This window comes from Ancylobacter crimeensis, from assembly GCF_023016805.1.
In the GTDB taxonomy this organism is placed as follows: Bacteria; Pseudomonadota; Alphaproteobacteria; order Rhizobiales; family Xanthobacteraceae; genus Ancylobacter; species Ancylobacter crimeensis.
Window position 1 is genome coordinate 244,646 of sequence record NZ_JALKCH010000005.1, and the last position, 15,841, is coordinate 260,486.

At 67.9% G+C, this 15,841-nt stretch carries 16 protein-coding genes and 2 tRNA genes; 10 read left to right on the plus strand and 8 right to left on the minus strand.

All coding sequences use genetic code 11. From position 1 onward, the window contains the following. Positions 1 to 61 precede the first annotated feature (61 nt). On the plus strand, positions 62 to 1,210 hold the full coding sequence (locus MWN34_RS09210) for a helix-turn-helix transcriptional regulator (protein WP_247028686.1): 1,149 nt from the start codon (positions 62 to 64) through the stop codon (positions 1,208 to 1,210). A gap of 303 nt (positions 1,211 to 1,513) precedes the next feature. Here the strand turns inward: MWN34_RS09210 and MWN34_RS09215 are convergent. Further along, a tRNA-Gln gene (locus MWN34_RS09215) sits at positions 1,514 to 1,588 on the minus strand. Positions 1,589 to 1,746: 158 nt separating this feature from the next. Between MWN34_RS09215 and MWN34_RS09220 the strand changes: the two genes are divergently transcribed. Beyond that, positions 1,747 to 1,823 (plus strand) — tRNA-Pro (locus MWN34_RS09220). A gap of 176 nt (positions 1,824 to 1,999) precedes the next feature. Here MWN34_RS09220 and MWN34_RS09225 read toward each other — a convergent pair. Both MWN34_RS09225 and MWN34_RS09230 read right to left on the minus strand, forming a co-directional pair. Beyond that, entirely contained in the window at positions 2,000 to 2,248 is a 249-nt protein-coding gene (locus MWN34_RS09225; protein ID WP_247028688.1) for a hypothetical protein, read from the minus strand. A gap of 245 nt (positions 2,249 to 2,493) precedes the next feature. Further along, the gene (locus tag MWN34_RS09230) at positions 2,494 to 3,108 is read right to left on the minus strand and encodes a carbonic anhydrase (RefSeq protein ID WP_247028689.1); all 615 of its coding nucleotides are present in this window, start codon (positions 3,106 to 3,108) and stop codon (positions 2,494 to 2,496) included. 335 nt (positions 3,109 to 3,443) lie between these two features. Here MWN34_RS09230 and MWN34_RS09235 point away from each other — a divergent pair, with 335 nt between their 5' ends. Continuing rightward, on the plus strand, positions 3,444 to 4,355 hold the full coding sequence (locus MWN34_RS09235; protein ID WP_247028691.1) for an MBL fold metallo-hydrolase: 912 nt from the start codon (positions 3,444 to 3,446) through the stop codon (positions 4,353 to 4,355). A gap of 6 nt (positions 4,356 to 4,361) precedes the next feature. Here the strand turns inward: MWN34_RS09235 and MWN34_RS09240 are convergent, their stop codons facing one another. Further along, positions 4,362 to 5,147, minus strand: a complete 786-nt coding sequence (locus MWN34_RS09240) for a DUF1499 domain-containing protein (protein WP_247028693.1) — start codon at positions 5,145 to 5,147, stop codon at positions 4,362 to 4,364. Then, entirely contained in the window at positions 5,144 to 5,887 is a 744-nt protein-coding gene (locus MWN34_RS09245; protein ID WP_247028694.1) for an HAD family hydrolase, read from the minus strand. Before MWN34_RS09245 ends, MWN34_RS09240 begins: the two co-directional genes overlap by 4 nt. A 150-nt stretch (positions 5,888 to 6,037) precedes the next feature. Here MWN34_RS09245 and MWN34_RS09250 point away from each other — a divergent pair, with 150 nt between their 5' ends. Further along, positions 6,038 to 7,648, plus strand: coding sequence for an extensin family protein (locus MWN34_RS09250; protein ID WP_247028695.1), 1,611 nt, complete (start codon positions 6,038 to 6,040; stop codon positions 7,646 to 7,648). Positions 7,649 to 7,798: 150 nt separating this feature from the next. After that, positions 7,799 to 9,181 carry an aminotransferase gene (locus MWN34_RS09255; RefSeq protein WP_247028696.1) on the plus strand — a complete coding sequence of 461 codons (1,383 nt, stop codon included), beginning with the start codon at positions 7,799 to 7,801 and terminating at the stop codon, positions 9,179 to 9,181. Positions 9,182 to 9,304: 123 nt separating this feature from the next. Here the strand turns inward: MWN34_RS09255 and MWN34_RS09260 are convergent, their stop codons facing one another. Then, positions 9,305 to 9,946: a L,D-transpeptidase gene (locus tag MWN34_RS09260; protein WP_247028697.1), complete on the minus strand. Its 642-nt coding sequence runs from the start codon at positions 9,944 to 9,946 to the stop codon at positions 9,305 to 9,307. 250 nt (positions 9,947 to 10,196) lie between these two features. Between MWN34_RS09260 and MWN34_RS09265 the strand changes: the two genes are divergently transcribed. Together MWN34_RS09265 and MWN34_RS09270 are read left to right on the plus strand one after the other, a co-directional pair. Then, positions 10,197 to 10,424, plus strand: a complete 228-nt coding sequence (locus MWN34_RS09265; protein WP_247028698.1) for a hypothetical protein — start codon at positions 10,197 to 10,199, stop codon at positions 10,422 to 10,424. 183 nt (positions 10,425 to 10,607) lie between these two features. Then, entirely contained in the window at positions 10,608 to 11,582 is a 975-nt protein-coding gene (locus MWN34_RS09270) for a magnesium transporter CorA family protein (RefSeq protein WP_247028699.1), read from the plus strand. A gap of 21 nt (positions 11,583 to 11,603) precedes the next feature. Here MWN34_RS09270 and MWN34_RS09275 read toward each other — a convergent pair whose 3' ends face one another. After that, entirely contained in the window at positions 11,604 to 12,353 is a 750-nt protein-coding gene (locus MWN34_RS09275) for an SDR family NAD(P)-dependent oxidoreductase (RefSeq protein ID WP_247028700.1), read from the minus strand. Positions 12,354 to 12,443: 90 nt separating this feature from the next. After that, a complete protein-coding gene (gene pdxH / locus MWN34_RS09280) occupies positions 12,444 to 13,064 on the minus strand; it encodes a pyridoxamine 5'-phosphate oxidase (RefSeq protein ID WP_247028702.1) in 621 nt (206 codons plus the stop codon). Between the two features lie 110 nt (positions 13,065 to 13,174). Between pdxH and MWN34_RS09285 the strand changes: the two genes are divergently transcribed. From MWN34_RS09285 to fabI, 3 genes are all read left to right on the plus strand, one after another. Then, on the plus strand, positions 13,175 to 13,630 hold the full coding sequence (locus tag MWN34_RS09285; RefSeq protein ID WP_247028703.1) for an RT0821/Lpp0805 family surface protein: 456 nt from the start codon (positions 13,175 to 13,177) through the stop codon (positions 13,628 to 13,630). A gap of 156 nt (positions 13,631 to 13,786) precedes the next feature. Next, positions 13,787 to 14,764 carry a DnaJ C-terminal domain-containing protein gene (locus MWN34_RS09290; protein ID WP_247028704.1) on the plus strand — a complete coding sequence of 326 codons (978 nt, stop codon included), beginning with the start codon at positions 13,787 to 13,789 and terminating at the stop codon, positions 14,762 to 14,764. 233 nt (positions 14,765 to 14,997) lie between these two features. Next, positions 14,998 to 15,816, plus strand: coding sequence for an enoyl-ACP reductase FabI (gene fabI / locus MWN34_RS09295; protein WP_343311926.1), 819 nt, complete (start codon positions 14,998 to 15,000; stop codon positions 15,814 to 15,816). Positions 15,817 to 15,841: the final 25 nt, after the last annotated feature.

Consider the following 15,841-nt stretch of genomic DNA (forward strand, 5'->3'; position numbering starts at 1 on the left):
CGCCGCGGGGCGGTGACCATCTGCATGCAGGCGGCACCTTTGGGGCAAGGGTGTCGGCCAGATGCTGGAGCTACAGGACAGGGCGCAGCTCATCTCCGAGCTGGTCGGCCTGATCTATGATTGTGTTCTCGATCCTGAGAAATGGGTTCCCGCCGTCGACAGGATTCGTCAGGCCCTCGGCTTTTCTTATGCCATTCTCGGCGTCTATCCGCTTCCGGCGGGTACGGTGACGCTCGGCGTCGCCTCCGGCATGTCGACGGAGCGGCTGGCCGAGCTGACCCGGCTTGGCCCGGACATCGTGGAATTGTGGGGCGGCGACGAGCGGGTGCGCCAGTTTCCGCTGGAGGAGCCCATCGTCCAGTCGGTCGCGGTGCCGCCGGAGGCGCTTGCCGCCAGCAGCTTCGTCACCCAATGGGCCGAGCCGCAGGGCATCGTCGATGCCATCGCGATCGGGCTGGAGCGCAATCCGCGCATGGTCTCGACGCTGTCCTTCGGCTGGCACCGCGACGCCGGTCCGCTGGGGGAGGCCGAACTCGACAGCCTGCGCCTGCTGGCACCGCATTTCCGCCGTGCCATTGCGATCAGCCAGCTGCTCGAGCTGCGCTCCATGGTCACAGCGGACGCCGCCGCGATCCTCGACAGCCTGCCCTTCGGGCTGTTCCTCGTCGACGAGCTGATGTCGCTGCTCCACGTCAATCCGCGCGGCGCCGCGATGCTGGCGGCGCGGGACACGGTCCAGCTCCACAATGGGCGCATCGTGATCGAGGGGATCGGCGCGGTGATCGAGGAGGCGGTGGTGTTCTCCGCGCACGACGCGGCACGGCTCGGCCGCAGCGGCGGCACCGGCTTTGCCGCCTTCGGCCCGCAGGGCGAGCCGCGGATCGTCCATGTGCTGCCGTTGAAGGGCCGGGAGGCCGGGCCCGGCCTGTTCCGGCGGGCCACGGCGGCGCTGTTCATCACCCGTGCCGATGACGGGATCGAGCTGCCGCACAAGGCATTCGCCGCGCTTTACGGGCTGACGCCGGCAGAGATCCGGGTCGTCGAGCTGGTCGTCGCCGGGCTGACACAGCGCGAGATGTCGCAACGGCTCGGCCTGCAGGCGTCCACGGTGAAGACGCACCTGCTGCGCGTCTTCGAGAAAACCGGCGTGCGCCGGCAGGTCGATCTGGTCCGCCTGGTCGCCTCGCTGGCCGGCCCGCTCCAGCTCTGACGGCGGGAGGCACTGCGATGAAGCGGATGGCGGCGACTGCGGTTTCAAAGCTGCTGGGCCACGCCGACGCTCGGGGCCGCACCGTCCGCGGCGGCCCGCTCGCTGCAAGGGGCTCTGCGCGTCCTGTCTTGTCACCCCCCGTCCGCCGGCCTCGGGCTGATCGGGCGCTTTTGTCGTTTTTGGCCGGCTGAGGCTGATGTGGAGGCGTGGGATTGTGCCGGCTTTTGTGCGCCGGCGTTTCACGTTGCGTTCACGCATGTCCGAAACGTTCGGCGCATGTCGTGTTGAAACGAAAAGGAAAGCTGGCTGGGGCGGGAGGATTCGAACCTCCGCATGGGGGAATCAAAATCCCCTGCCTTACCGCTTGGCGACGCCCCAACGGATCGCCTTGCGGCGAGCCTGCGGGCGCGGAGATAGCCACACTCCGCGCCGGCTTTCAACTCATGGATATCAACAGGCTTCCATGCCGAAGGACGATCTCGCGAGGATGGGCTTGCAGCGCCGGCAAGCGACGTGTTAGAGGCTGCGCACCGCGTCGGAGTGTAGCGCAGCCTGGTAGCGCACCTCGTTCGGGACGAGGGGGTCGCAGGTTCAAATCCTGCCACTCCGACCATTAAAATCAAGGACTTCCCGGGTCCTCTCCCATATCTTCCACATTTCGTCGAATGATCCCGTCTCGGAGACGGCGACGGTGTGCTTTGTCCGGTTGGCATAAACGGAAAAACCCGCCACGGGGGCGGGCTCGGTTCGTTCCAGGGATCTTCATGTCCGGCGCAGAGGCGTCCGGCTTCAGGCCTGGTTGCTTGTGCCGTAGCGGCGATGCTCGCGGGCGACGAGATAGGCGATCGCGTTGGGCAGCAGCGTGATCAGTGCCGACGATACGGTGCCGAGCACCATGACATGGCTGAAATCACGCATGTCGCCAAAAAAGAAGATGGTGAGGAAGGAGGCGACCGCGGCGATCGCGAGGTTCCATACCAGCGCGCCCGCATAGCTTTCGGCATTCCAGCCGGCAACCGCAGCGGCAACGAATGCCATGGCGCTGATCAACATCGAAGCCGTCATGTGGCAAACCCTCCCTCTATTTTCTGCTTCGGTCACGCAGAGGAAATGTAGGTCATTCGCCGGGATCATGCAATCAATTTATTACTAAAATCGAATTATTGGCATAATGAATACGACAGGCCGCCCGCGCCTGGTGCGTCCTCCTGGTTCGCTGGCGGCTGAAGGCACAGCCGTCGCCGGCGAGGATCGGCCGACATGCGGCCGACATGCGGCCGGCGTCAGGCCGCGCCGAAGGTGCCGTCCGGGCGCAGGCGCTCCAGAATGCCGGTGGCCACCGCGAAATAGGCGCCGTGCAGAACGAGGCGGCCATCGGTGATCCGCTCCTCCACCCAGGGGAAGCTGCGCAGATTGTCGAGCGACAGCCGCACACACTGATATTCCAGCACGGTGCGGCGCTCGTCCGGGTCTCTGGTCAGGTTCTCGGCCACCTGCCGGGCGGGCTCGGCGATGCTCACCCAGTCCGGCAGGAAGTCCTGCGCCTGCGGGGGGGCGCCTTCCAGCAGGGCGCGTGCGCCGCCGCACAAAGCGTGGCCGAGCACGACGATATTGGCCACCTCCAGCACCTTCACCGCGAATTCGATGGCGGCGCTGGTGCCGTGGTGGGCATGGTCCGGCGCGGAATAGCGCGGCACCAGATTGGCCACGTTGCGCACCACGAAAAGCTCGCCCGGCCCGGCGTCGAAGATCATCGAGGGATCGACCCGGCTGTCGGAGCAGGCGATGACGAGGGTGTGCGGGCGCTGGCCGCGCGCCGCCAGCTTCTCGAACAACGCCTTGCGCTCGATCCAGGAGGTGGCGCGGAAGCGGCGGTAGCCGTCGATGAGCTCGTCCATGGCGGTTCCGTTCGTCATGCGTCGGGGGGCGGGCCCGCGATGGGCCCGATCGTGGCTGTGACAGAAAGCTGACAACGCGTGTCACGGCAAGGGTGCTGCGGAAAAAGGAGAGGTGCGGGAGCAGGATTGTGCCGGTGCGCCCGGTTCGAGAGGGCCTGCTGCGCGCCTCGGCCGCAGGTTGGCCATGTCCGGCCGGAGGAATCTGTCCTTCGGGCCGGAAAGGTGTGCATGCCCGGCTCGACGCGGATGGACGGCCTGCGCTAGAGCGGTTGGGGAAGGGTGTGCTGCGCCGACTGACCTCGTTCGGCGCGTGCCGGAAGGAGACAGCTGGCGCCATGGCCGACGACATTCCGTTCGATCGCCGCTTCGATGCCGTGCCGGGCGTCGTCGAGAAGGTGGCTCCGGGCGTGCGACGGATCCTGGCGCCGAATGCCGGGCCGTTCACCTTCACCGGCACCTGCAGCTACATCATTGGTGAAGGCGAGGTCGCCGTTCTCGATCCCGGCCCCGCGGATGAAGGCCATCTCGCCGCGCTGCTGGCAGCGCTCGAAGGCGAGCGGGTGAGCCATATCCTTTTGACCCACACCCATCGGGATCATTGCGATGGGCTTCCGGCGCTGAAGGCGGCGACAGGGGCCCTCGTTTATGCCGAGGGTCCTTACCGTCCGGCCCGCCCGCTGCGGCTCGGCGAGGCGAACCCGCTCGATGCCGCCTCCGATCACAGCTTCCGACCGGATGTCACGCTCGTCGACGGCGAGCGGATCCACGGGTCCGGCTGGACGCTCGAGGTGGTGGCGACACCGGGGCATACCGCAAACCATGTCGCCTTCGCGCTGGAAGGTGAGGGGCTGCTGTTCTCCGGTGACCATGTGATGGCATGGGCGACCACCATCGTCGGGCCGCCGGACGGCGCGATGGGCGACTACATGGCCTCGCTTCACAAGCTCGCGGCGCGTAGCGAGACGGTCTATCTGCCCGGCCATGGCGGTCCGGTGCGCGACGCGCCGGCCTTCGTCGCACGGTATATCCGCCATCGGGAAGCCCGCGAGAGCGCCATCCTGCGCGTGCTGCAACGCGGGCCGGCGATGATCCCGGAGATCGTGCGGGCGATCTATATCGGGCTCGACCCGCGTCTGGTCACCGCGGCCGGCCTGTCGACGCTGGCCCATCTGGAGGAGATGGTTGCGCGTGGCGAGGTGTCGACGGAGGGCGAGCCGGCCTTTGACGGGGTGTACCGCATCGGCTGAAAGGGGTCAGCGCGCCCGCCGGCCCCGCGCTTCGGACAGGTCGGCCATCAGCGTGGTGATGCGGTTGGCATTCATGCCGTAGTCGCGCTCGCCCTCGCGCGAAACCGAGCGCATGTCCACGCGCACGCCGGAGGCGGTCTGGCGCACCCGCAGCGCGATGTCGGCGCGCAGGCCGAAGGGCAGGCTGCGCGTCGTCGCCTCGATGCGACCGTCCCTGAGCCCGCCGCGCGGCGGGGTGGCGTCGATGACGCGCCATCTGTAGCGGGCGACGAGCGCGAGCAGCGAATTGTAGATCTCGTCGGGCGAGGCATCGAATTCGAGCGGCTTCACGTCCGGCCACGCCGTGGACTGCGCCTGCGCGACCGCGGCGTCGGGCGGGTCGAGGGCGTTGGCGGCGCGCGAGCGGGCATAGCCCAGCGTCTCGAACAGCAGGGGCTCCTCGCTGTCGGTGGTCACGTCGTGGATGGCCGGAACAAGCGTGCCCAGCGCCAGCACGGCGGCGCCCGGCAACAGGAGAAGCGAAGCGAGGAACGCGGCGCCCACCACCCGGCCAAGCCCCCGCAATCCCTCGTTCCAGATGACGACGAAGGCGGCGATCGCCAGCAGTAAGGCAAGGCCAGCCAGGGCGATGCCGGCGATGAGGGTGCGCAGCGCGGCGTTGAAGTCCAGCACCTCCGCCCAGAACAGGCCGAGCGCGAGGGCTGAGACCGGCAGGGCGAACACCGCCACGCGCAGGCTCCACGTCGCGAGGCGCGACATGCGCTCCTCGATATAGAGCCAGCGCCGGATCATGCTCGCGCCCGTTGCTCCTGCGGCCGCACGCCGCCGAGCACATGATCGGCAAGCGCGTCGATGTCGTCCAGCACAAGATCGGCTTCGTCGGCGAAGGCATCGACCGGGCTCGGGCCGCTGCGCACGAGCACAGCCAGCGCGCCGGCGGCTTTGGCGGCGAGAAGGTCGTGCCGGGTGTCGCCCACCAGCGCGACATGTTCCGCTGGCAGGCCGGTGCGCCGGATGAAGGCCTCGACCATGCCGGGGCCGGGTTTGCCGCCATGGCCGGAATCATAGCCATAGATCGCGTCGAGCAGCGGGGTCAGTCCGAGAAGCTCGGCCTGCACGCGGGCATTGCCCTCGGTGTCGTTGGTGGCGATGGCAAGCGGCAGGCCGCCCGCCCTGAGCCGGGCAAGGGTGTGTGCCGGCGTGCCGATGGCGGTGAGGAAGCGCCGCCCTTCCTCGCCGAACAGATGGTTGATTTCGTTGAACAGCGCCTCGTCGGCCGGACGCTCCAGCACCTGAGCCCAGAGCGGCCCATATTCCCGCGAGGAGCCGGCCACCAGCGGGGACGATGCAAGGAAGCGCTGCTGCGCGGGCAGATAATGGCTGACCTCGTTCAACCGGGCGATGCGGGTTTCGTTGCCCCCGGTGATCCGGCGAATCACCGCGCCTGCTGCCTGTCCCCAGGTTTGGTCGAAATCGACGAGGGTGCCGTCCTTGTCGAACAGGATGGCGCGAATGGTCGGTGAAGCGGACAAGGCGCGGCGTCCCGGTGTGAGGCGCCCCGGCGGTCATGGCCCCGGGATGCGGTGGCCCGGCACGGTTGGCCGGCGGATGGGGCGCCTGATAACATGAAAGGCCGCGCTGCCCAATGACAGGGCGGTTCAGTGAGGTGCCGGTTGAGGACAGTGCAGCTTGTGGGACTGGTGGCGGCGGGTATTCTCGCGTTGCCGTCAAACATCGCGATCGGGCCGGGCGACCGTGGCGTGCGCGTGATCGGCGGGTACGCCTTCGCCCAGACCGCAGACGCCTCGGCCACGATCGACCGGGCCGGACAGGCGGTCAATCGGCAGCTGCGGGGTGTCTTCGGCATGACGCCGGACCCGAAGAAGCCGAGGCGCAAGCCCGCTGCCAAATCCGCCGCGACCCCGGCGGGCGGAACGGTGCAGGCCGGCATTCCGCTTCCCCCGCGCCGCCCGGCGTTGCCGGGCGACGGCGATGCAGGCGAAGCCGCACCCGACGATCCCGCCGATGCCGAAAGCGCGGGCGAGGCCCCCGCCGCCGCCTCTTCTCTCGCCGCTGCCCCGATGGCTTCCCCTGCGCCCGCCGGCTCGTTGCACCTGCCGGCGACGGCGCCCTTGCCGCTGCCTTTCCCGGTCTCCAAGCCCGGTTCCGGGCACTTTCCGCCGCCTCCGCCGCCGGAGGTCGCCGCGAAGCAAGCTGCGCCGTCCGGCCCCGTCGCCATGCTGGCCGGCCGTCCCGTGCCTCTGCCGCCGGAAAAGCCAGGCTCGGCCACGGCTCAGCCGGAGGCGAACGAGGATGCGCAGGCGGAGGCTGCTGCGCCGCCCAGTCCGGCGCCGGCAAAGCCTTCCGGCGGTTTCGTGCTGTTCCGGCCGCGCGATCCCGGTGCGCCCGTCCGGGGTGCATCGGTGCCGGACGATACGCCCACCGACGCGAGCGAGGCCGATGCGGGGGACGCGGCGGGGGAGGCGGCCGGTGCGCCGCATCCGGCGGCCTCCGCCCGCCTTGCCTTCGTACCCCTGCCGCCGCCGCGCCCCGGCCTTGCGCGACAGGCAGCGCTTGCCCCGCCTGCCGCGGCGCCGGACGAGGAGAGCGCCGACGATTCGGAGGAGGAGGCCGAGCCCAAAGCTCCCTCGCCGCCGCCCGCGCCCGGCACCGCCCCGCCGCGCAACGCCGGCGCGCCCATCGCCGCGCCCACGCTGGCGAAGGCCTGCCCGGCGCTCGCGGCATCCGGCATTGCGGTGTTCGCGCCAGCTCCACCGCCGCCGACGCCGTTCGCCGGATGCGGGGCCGACAAGCCGGTGCTGCTGCAGGGCGTGAAGGCCAGCAACGGGCGGATCATCGCCTTCGAGCCCGCCGCCCTGTTGCGCTGTGACATGGCAGATGCCGTGGCTCACTGGGTGCGCGAGGATGTCGAGCCGCTGGTCGGACAGCTCGGCTCGCCGCTCGATACGCTCTTCGTCGCCGACAGCTACAATTGCCGCTCACGAAACCGGGTGGCAGGCGCCAAGATCAGCGAGCACGGCAAGGGCAATGCCATGGACACCCATGGCTATCGCATGGAGAACGGCCGGCAGGTCACGATTGGCGGCAAGGGCGACAACGCGATGCCGGTGGACTTCCAGAATGCGCTGAAAGCCAGTGCCTGCGGGCGGTTCACCACCATTCTCGGCCCCGGTTCGGACGGCTATCACGAGTACCACCTGCATGTGGACCTCGCGCAGCGCCGCTCGGGCGGGGCCTATTGCCACTGGGCGGTGCGGGCAGCGACGCCCTGACGCGGCTTGAAAGCCCCTGCGGCCACCGCCTCAGACCAAGGGCGCGCTTCCGGCCGGCAGCGGGCGGGACTAGGCTGCGAAACCTTTCAAGCGGTGGCCTTTTCCAGCGCCCGGGGCGGGCCGGCCACGGCAAAGACTGCGGAGCACGTCATGCTGACCAATATGCAGGCTCGCGATGTCGAGACCCTGGTCCATCCCTACACCAACCTTGAGGCGATCCGCAGCACGGGCCCGCTGATCCTGGAGCGCGGGCAGGGCGTGTGGCTCCATGATTCCGACGGCAAGGCCTATCTCGAAGGCATGGCCGGCCTGTGGTGCACCGCGCTCGGCTATGGCAACGAGGAACTGGTCGAGGCCGCATCCGAACAGATGCGCAAGCTGCCCTTCACCCACATCTTCGGGGGCAAGAGCCACGATCCCGCGATCGAGCTGGCGGAGAAGCTCAAGGAGATGGCGCCGGTACCGATCTCCAAGGTGTTCTTCACCTGCTCCGGCTCGGAAGCCAACGACACCCAGATGAAGCTCGTCTGGTACATGAACAACGCGCTCGGCCGGCCGCGGAAGAAGAAGATCATCTCGCGGATGCGGGCCTATCACGGCGTCACCATTGCGTCCGCCTCGCTCACCGGCCTTGCCGGCAACCACAACGACTTCGACCTGCCGATCGCCGGCGTGCGCCACACCACGGCGCCGCATTACTATCGCCTCGCCGAGCCGGGCGAGAGCGAGGAGGATTTCGCGACGCGGCTGGCCGCCGATCTCGAGGCGCTGATCCTCGCCGAGGGGCCGGAGACGGTCGCCGCCTTCATCGCCGAGCCGGTGATGGGCGCGGGCGGGGTGATCGTGCCGCCGAAGACCTATTTCCCCAAGATCGAGGCGGTCCTGAAGAAGTACGATGTCTTCTTCATCGGCGACGAAGTGATCTGCGGATTCGGCCGGCTGGGGACGCCCTTCGGCTGTCAGGCGCTGGACATGAAGCCGAACGCCATCTCCGTCGCCAAGGCGCTGTCCTCCGCCTACCAGCCGATCGGCGCGGTGATGATCCCCGAGGAGATGTACCAGGCGATGCTCGAGGAGAGCCGCAAGCTCGGCTCGTTCGGTCACGGCTTCACCTATTCCGGCCATCCGGTCGCCGCCGCGGTGGCGTTGAAGACGCTGGAGATCTACGAGCGCGAGAGCATCTTCGAACGGGTGCGGGCCAAGATCCCGCAATTCGCCGCCCGCTGCGCCGCGCTGGAGGATCATCCGCTGGTCGGCGAGGCGCGGCAGGCCGGGCTTGTCGCGGGCATCGAGATCGTTGCCGACAAGAAGACCCGGCACCAGTTCGATCCCAAGCTCGGCTTCGCGGCGAAGGTGGTCGCCTTCGCGCAGGACGAAGGGCTGATCGTGCGGAGCGTGTTCGGCGACGCGGTCACCATCTGCCCACCGCTGGTCATCTCGCCGGCCGAGATCGACGAATTGTTCGACCGCCTCACCCGCGCGCTCGACCGCACGCTGGACTGGGCGACGCGGGAGCATCTTCTTGCGGCGTGATATGCGTTGTTTGGAGGCGGGTGCCTCGCACCCGCTTCCAGCAATGAGGGCCAGACATGAAAAAGGCGCTGCCGGAGCAGCGCCTTTTTCATGTCTGGCGTGGAGGCCCGCTATCTCGGAGGGTCAGATCACCACCACATGGGCGCCTTCGGGCACGCGGCTGTAGAGGTCGATCACGTCCTCGTTCAGCATGCGGATGCAGCCGGAGGAGATCGCCATTCCGATATATTCCGGCTGGTTGGTGCCGTGGATGCGGAACAGCGTGTCCTTGTCGTTCTGGTAGAGATAGAGCGCGCGGGCACCCATCGGGTTCTGCGGGCCGCCGGCGACGAAGTTCGGCACGCCCTCGAGGCGCTGCTTGATTTCCTCGGTGGGGGTCCAGGTCGGCCATTCCTTCTTGGCGCCGACCACGGCCTCGCCCTTGAAGGCCAGCCCCTGTTCGCCGACCGTCACGCCGTAGCGGATGGCCCTGCCGCCGTCCTCGACAAGATAGAGGAACTTCTTGTCGGTGTTGACGATGATGGTGCCGGGCTGCTCGGTGCCGGAATACTCCACCACATGGCGCTGGTAGAGCTCGAGCGGCTTCACCTTCTTGTAGGGCGGATTGGCCAGGAGCTGCTTGTCACGCGGCGTCAGCGCCGCTTCCGGCGCAGGTTCGTTCACCGAGGTCTGGCATGCCGCCAGGCACAGCGCCAGAAGAGCCAGACCAGCCCCACGCCACATCATCGTCACGATCTCCAGGAAGCCGCCCCTTGGGGCAACCATTGCTTAAGAATCCACTGTCTTCCGATTAGCCCCTTTCGCCTTTGCCTTGAAGGGCTCATCGGGGGCTCTTCCGCATGAGGCGGGTCCTTTGTTGCGGAAAAGCCGCACTATCTTCCCAACCGGAAACCGCCGCCTGTTTGCCGTAATGAGACCTTGGTAGGTCTTATACTGAGCGATGCAACTGCATATTTTTGACGCAGTTGCTGCTCATCTCACCGTTCCCGCGCCGCGAGACGGCGGGCAGTGAACCATGGAGGACGTGATGTCTGCTGAGGACAACCGGGACGTCGAGCCCGGTAGCGAACGTTGGGAACGTTCGCAGCAAAACGCCCATTGGCGTCAGATCGGAATTTCGGCCGTTGCCGCGGCTGCCCGCTATACCAGTGCCCCGGATGCTGCTGCCCCCGTCAAGGGTGAGGCGCGCTCCGATGATGGAAAAGTCGTAACGCTTCGCGACATCGAGTTCTTCGCGGCGTGATTCGGCCGGACCGTCGGGTCCGCTGAAGAGCTGCAGGCTCACTCCTTTCCCACATCATGCGACATCAGCAACGCGCAGCGTGGCGTGACCGCCGGCCTGTCTGCGCGTTATCGATGTGAAGCAGACATTCGCCGCGCCGCCATGGCGCGGTGACGATGGACTGCGCGTCGTGGGGGAGGCGAGATGCTCGAGGCCTATTGCGTACGCGGCGGGGCGCTTCGCGCCTTCACGGTGCCGCCCGGCGAAGCCGTGCCGGGCGATGCCGTCTGGCTCGACCTGATGGCCCCGGGCGAGGGGGAGGAGCATGCCGTCGAGCATGCCTGCCACCTCGCCGTGCCCACCCGCGAGGAGATGCGGGAGATCGAGCCCTCCAGCCGCCTTTATGTCGAGGACGGCAACCGCTTCATGACCGGCAGCGTGCTCTGCCAGTCGGAAGCCAGCCGGCCGACGCTCGCAGCCATCACCTTCATCCTCACCGCCGACCGATTGATCACGGTCCGCTATGGCGATCCCAAGCCCTTCCGGCTGGTGGCCGCCAAGCTCGACCGCGCCTGCCAGACGGGGCTGACCGGCGATCAGGTGCTGATGGAACTGCTCGACGCCATCGTCGACCGCGCCGCCGACATCATCGAACGGCTCAGCAACGAGATCGACGAGGCCTCCGACCAGATCTTCTCGGAGCAGCCCGGCGCCGACGCCAATCGCCGCTACCGCGCCCTGCTGAACCTCATCGCGCGCAAGGCCGACATTGCCTCGAAGGTGCGGGAGAGCCTGGTCTCCATCGCCCGCGTCATTACCTTCCTCGCGACCGATGGCGAGGGCAGGAACCTCAGCAAGGACCAGAAGGGCGCGCTGAAGACGCTGCAGCGGGATTGCACCTCGCTCAACGATCATCTCAGCTATCTCGGCGACAAGGTGACCTTCCTGCTCGACGCCACGCTCGGCCTCGTCAGCATCGAGCAGAACAACATCATCAAGATCTTCGCCGTGCTCTCCGTGGTGCTGATGCCGCCGACGCTGATCGCTTCGGTCTATGGCATGAACTTCCAGCACATGCCGGAGCTGCAATGGCCGTTCGGCTACCCCGCCGCGCTCCTCGCCATGCTGGTCGCGGCGGTCGTGCCCTACTGGTTCTTCAAGTGGAAGCGCTGGCTGTGAGCGGCGCTTCGCAGGGCCGGTTCAGACGTGCTGGCCGCCATTGATGTGGATTTCGGCGCCGTTCAGATAGGACGAGGTGTCGGTGCACAGCACATAGATGATCTTCGCCACCTCATCCGGGGTGCCGAGGCGCTGCATCGGAATCTGCTCGACGATCTTCTCGGTGCCGGGCGACAGGATCGAGGTGTCGATCTCTCCCGGCGCGATGGCGTTGACCCGCACCCCGACCCGGCCGAAATCGGCCGCCATTTCGCGGGTGAGGCCGGCGAGCGCGGATTTCGAGGTCGCATAGGCCGCCCCGGCGAAGGGATGCACCCGCGAACCGGCGATGGAGGTGACGTTCACCACCGCGCCATGGGTGCGCTTCAGCTCCTCCAGCAGGCCGCGGGCGAGCAGGATGGGGGCGAAGAAGTTCACCTGAAACACCTTGCGCCAGGTCTCCTCCGGCGTGTCGATGGTGCCGAGCCGCGCGCCGCCGGGTCCCTTGGGCGAGATGCCGGCATTGTTGACGAGGGCATGGAGCTGGCCGTCGGGCAGCCGGCTCTTGATCTCGTCGACGGCGCGCCGGGTGTCCTCCTCATTGCCGAGATCGACCTGGATGTGGTCCTCCGGCCCCATCTCCCACGGGCAGTTCTCGGGAAAGGCGTGGCGCGAGCAGGTGATGACCCGCCAGCCGGCCGCCGAGAAGCGCTTGACGGTGGCGTGGCCGATGCCGCGCGAGGCGCCGGTCAGGAGCAGGGTACGACGGGGCTGGTTCGTCGGCTGGGACATGAGGCGGACCGGGTGCTGGAGAAACGTGGCTTCTTTAGAGCCCTTTCCCGCCGGTTGGAATGACCGATCGCAAAAGGGTGGTGGAGGGCGTCACGGATAGAGCCGGGTCTTGGTCCATTCGCCCTGCGGGCTCTCGCGGCGGAACACGATGCGGTCGTGCAGCCGGAAGGCGCGGTCGTGCCAGAACTCGATCTGCACCGGACGGATGCGGAAGCCGGTCCAGTGCGGCGGGCGTGGCACGCTGCCGAGCGCATATTGCGCGGTGTAGCGCGCGACCGCGGCCTCCAGCGCGAAACGCCCCTCCAGCGGACGCGACTGCTGGCTCGCCCAGGAGCCGACCTGCGAGAGCCGCGGCCGGCTGGCGAAATAGGCATCCGCCTCCGCTTCGCTCACCTGCTCGACCGGGCCGCGCACCCGGACCTGCCGGCGCAGCGACTTCCAGTGGAACACGAGGGCGGCCTTCATGTTGCCGGCGAGTTCGCGCCCCTTGGCGCTGCCGGTGTTGGTGTAGAAGATGAAGCCGCCGTCATCACGCCCGTTCAGAAGCACCATGCGCACGTCCGGCATCCCGTCGGCATCGACGGTGGCGAGCGCCATGGCGTTGGGATCGTTCGATTCGCTCGCCGTGGCCTCTTCGAACCATGCCTCGAACAGCCGGAACGGCTCCGCAGCAGCCGTGAAATCGGACGTTAACGGTTCATGCTGTTCCATGGGGACTATCGTGGGTTGCGACCAGGGGCGGGGCCATGGCGTGGGATGGAAGGCAGACGGAGGCGGGCGGCCTCGGTCCGGCGCGCACGTCCTCATATAACCGGCGCGGGATGCGCCGCACAGCGTCCATTGCCGTGCTCCTCGTCGCAGGCAGCCTGTGCGGGGGCTGCGCCAGCATCTTCTCCGACGACTCGATCGTGACGGGTTCGGTGCCGGTGGGGGCGATGGTGAAGCCCGTCGCCTATCGCCCCGGCGACCTGCCTTCCGGCGTGGCGGCCGATGACTGGGTGCTTGCGCGGGAGGCCCTGAGCGAGGCGCTCTCCACCGGCGCGGACGCCCCGAGCGTGCCATGGGAAAATCCGGCGAGCCGCCGGCGCGGCAATGCCACGCTCGTCGGTTCGGCCGAGCAGCGCGACGGGATGAATTGCCGAACCTTCCTCGTCAGCATCGTGGCCTCCGACGACGGCGCGGGCGATGCCGGGCGCTGGGTGCAGGGCCAGGCTTGCCGGGCGACGCGCACCGCCTCGTGGAAGATCGACCAGGCCCGGCTCCTGCAGAAGACCTGAACCGGCTCTCCCGGCATCGACGGCCGGGTACCTTGCCAGCGCGCGCCGGTGCGCTAGGCTTTTCCGTTCCACTGCCCTGCGGGACCGTTGCGTTCCTGCAACAGGCCACCTACATCAGCGGCGTAAGACCGGAACCGCCGGCCGAGAAGCACATCCATGCGAGAGCCTTATGAGGTGCTCGGCGTTGCCCGCAACGCCAGCCAGGACGACATCAAGCGCGCCTTCCGGCGGCTTGCAAAGAAGCTGCATCCCGATGCGAACACCTCCGACCCGAAGGCGCAGGACAAGTTCGCCGAGCTAAACACGGCGCACGAGATCCTTTCCGATCCCGAGGCCCGCGGCAAATATGACCGTGGCGAGATCGACGGCGAAGGCAAGCCGAAGTTTCAGGGCTATCCCGGCGGCGGCGCAGGCTTCGGGGGTGCGGGCTTCGGCCAGGGCGGCCCTGGCGGCTTCCGCCGTACCGGGCCGAATGGCGAGACGATTTTCGAGTCCTTCCACTTCGACGACGACAGCGCCGCCCGCCGCGGCCGTCAGGGCGCGAATTCGGGTTTCGAGGACGTGTTCTCAGACCTGTTCGGCCGGTTCCGCAGCGGCGGCGGGCGTGCATCGTCCGAGGCGGCGCCGAAAGGCGGCGACATCGAGATCGTCGTTCCGGTGCCGCTGGAGCGGGTGGTCGAAGGCGGCCCGGTCAAGGTCGCGCTTCCCGGCGGCAGCACGGTCGAGATCAAGGTCCCGGCCGGGGTATCGGAGGGTCATCGCCTGCGCCTCAAGGGCAAGGGCGAGGCCAGCCCGTTCGGTGGAGCGCCGGGCGATGCCTATGTGGTGGTGCACTACGCCACCCATCCCCAGTTCCGGGTGGACGGCGTGGATCTCAGGCTCGATCTCGCCGTGCCGCTGCAGGACGCCGTGCTCGGCGGCAAGCTCCGGGTGCCGACGCTCGGCGGTTCGGTGGACCTGACCATTCCCGCCTGGACCCAGAACGGGCGCACCTTCCGCCTGCGCGGCAAGGGCATGCCAAACACCCATGGCGGCCATGGCGATCTGCTCGCCACCGCGCGCATCGCCTTGCCGGATGATCGCGACCCGGAACTCGAGGAACTGATGCGCAAGCGCCGCAAGGCGGCGGAGTAACGGCGGCGCAATGACAGTGGCATCGGTGTCGGCTGGCTGACGCAGCGTCCCGTTGTGTTTGCCGCCGGGTGAACGGCTGGCAGGGCGATCCATCCCGCCGTTCGCCCGTCGCACCGCCACCGCCCTGCCGCGCGCCTCGCTTGAGCGGCTTTCGCTGCTGTGCGATAGGAACCCTTCCCAAATGGGGGCGGTCCCTAGGGGGACAGTGTGTGACGGAGCGCGGCGTGACGGAAGTGGGCAAGGCCTCGGGCCTCATGAGCGGCAAGCGCGGCCTGGTTATGGGCGTGGCGAATAATCGCTCGATCGCATGGGGGATCGCCAAGGCGACCGCCGCGCAGGGCGCCAAGCTCGCCTTCACCTATCAGGGCGAGCCGCTGCGCAAGCGCGTCGAGCCGCTGGCCGCGGAGTTGGACGCGGCGATCGTCGGCCATTGCGACGTGACCGACCCGGCGACCATCGACGCGGTATTCGCCGAGACCGAGCGCCAGCTCGGCGGGCTGGACTTCCTGGTCCATGCCATCGCCTTCTCCGACAAGAACGAGCTCGACGGCCGCTATGTCGACACCACGGCGGAGAATTTCAGCAAGACCATGCTGATCTCGTGCTACAGCTTCACGGCGGTGGCCCAGCGCGCCGAGAAGCTGATGGCCGATGGCGGTTCGATGCTGACGCTGACCTATTACGGCGCCGAGAAGTGGATGCCGCACTACAACGTCATGGGCGTCGCCAAGGCTGCGCTGGAAGCGAGCGTGCGTTATCTCGCCGCCGATCTCGGCCCGAAGAACATCCGCGTCAATGCCATCTCGGCCGGCCCGATCAAGACGCTCGCCGCCTCGGGCATCGGCGATTTCCGCTACATCCTGAAGTGGAACGAGCTGAACGCGCCGCTGCGCCGTACCGTCACCATCGACGAGGTGGGCGATACCGGCATGTATCTGCTCTCCCATCTCGGCCGCGGCGTCACGGGCGAGGTCCATCATTGCGATGCCGGCTATCATGTCGTCGGCATGAAGAATCCCGAAGCGCCCGACCTCACTCTCGACCGCGACTGAGCGGGGAGGGCTGGACGGACGCGGA

What these genes read in the sequence shown, in the direction of transcription:
- MWN34_RS09210 (WP_247028686.1), top strand. Translation starts at nt 62, where the DNA reads ATGCTGGAGCTACAGGACAGGGCGCAGCTCATCTCCGAGCTGGTCGGC.
- MWN34_RS09225 (WP_247028688.1), bottom strand. Translation starts at nt 2,248, where the DNA reads ATGGCATTCGTTGCCGCTGCGGTTGCCGGCTGGAATGCCGAAAGCTAT.
- MWN34_RS09230 (WP_247028689.1), bottom strand. Translation starts at nt 3,108, where the DNA reads ATGGACGAGCTCATCGACGGCTACCGCCGCTTCCGCGCCACCTCCTGG.
- MWN34_RS09235 (WP_247028691.1), top strand. Translation starts at nt 3,444, where the DNA reads ATGGCCGACGACATTCCGTTCGATCGCCGCTTCGATGCCGTGCCGGGC.
- MWN34_RS09240 (WP_247028693.1), bottom strand. Translation starts at nt 5,147, where the DNA reads ATGATCCGGCGCTGGCTCTATATCGAGGAGCGCATGTCGCGCCTCGCG.
- MWN34_RS09255 (WP_247028696.1), top strand. Translation starts at nt 7,799, where the DNA reads ATGCTGACCAATATGCAGGCTCGCGATGTCGAGACCCTGGTCCATCCC.
- MWN34_RS09260 (WP_247028697.1), bottom strand. Translation starts at nt 9,946, where the DNA reads ATGGTTGCCCCAAGGGGCGGCTTCCTGGAGATCGTGACGATGATGTGG.
- MWN34_RS09265 (WP_247028698.1), top strand. Translation starts at nt 10,197, where the DNA reads ATGGAGGACGTGATGTCTGCTGAGGACAACCGGGACGTCGAGCCCGGT.
- MWN34_RS09270 (WP_247028699.1), top strand. Translation starts at nt 10,608, where the DNA reads ATGCTCGAGGCCTATTGCGTACGCGGCGGGGCGCTTCGCGCCTTCACG.
- MWN34_RS09275 (WP_247028700.1), bottom strand. Translation starts at nt 12,353, where the DNA reads ATGTCCCAGCCGACGAACCAGCCCCGTCGTACCCTGCTCCTGACCGGC.
- pdxH (WP_247028702.1), bottom strand. Translation starts at nt 13,064, where the DNA reads ATGGAACAGCATGAACCGTTAACGTCCGATTTCACGGCTGCTGCGGAG.
- MWN34_RS09285 (WP_247028703.1), top strand. Translation starts at nt 13,175, where the DNA reads ATGCGCCGCACAGCGTCCATTGCCGTGCTCCTCGTCGCAGGCAGCCTG.
- MWN34_RS09290 (WP_247028704.1), top strand. Translation starts at nt 13,787, where the DNA reads ATGCGAGAGCCTTATGAGGTGCTCGGCGTTGCCCGCAACGCCAGCCAG.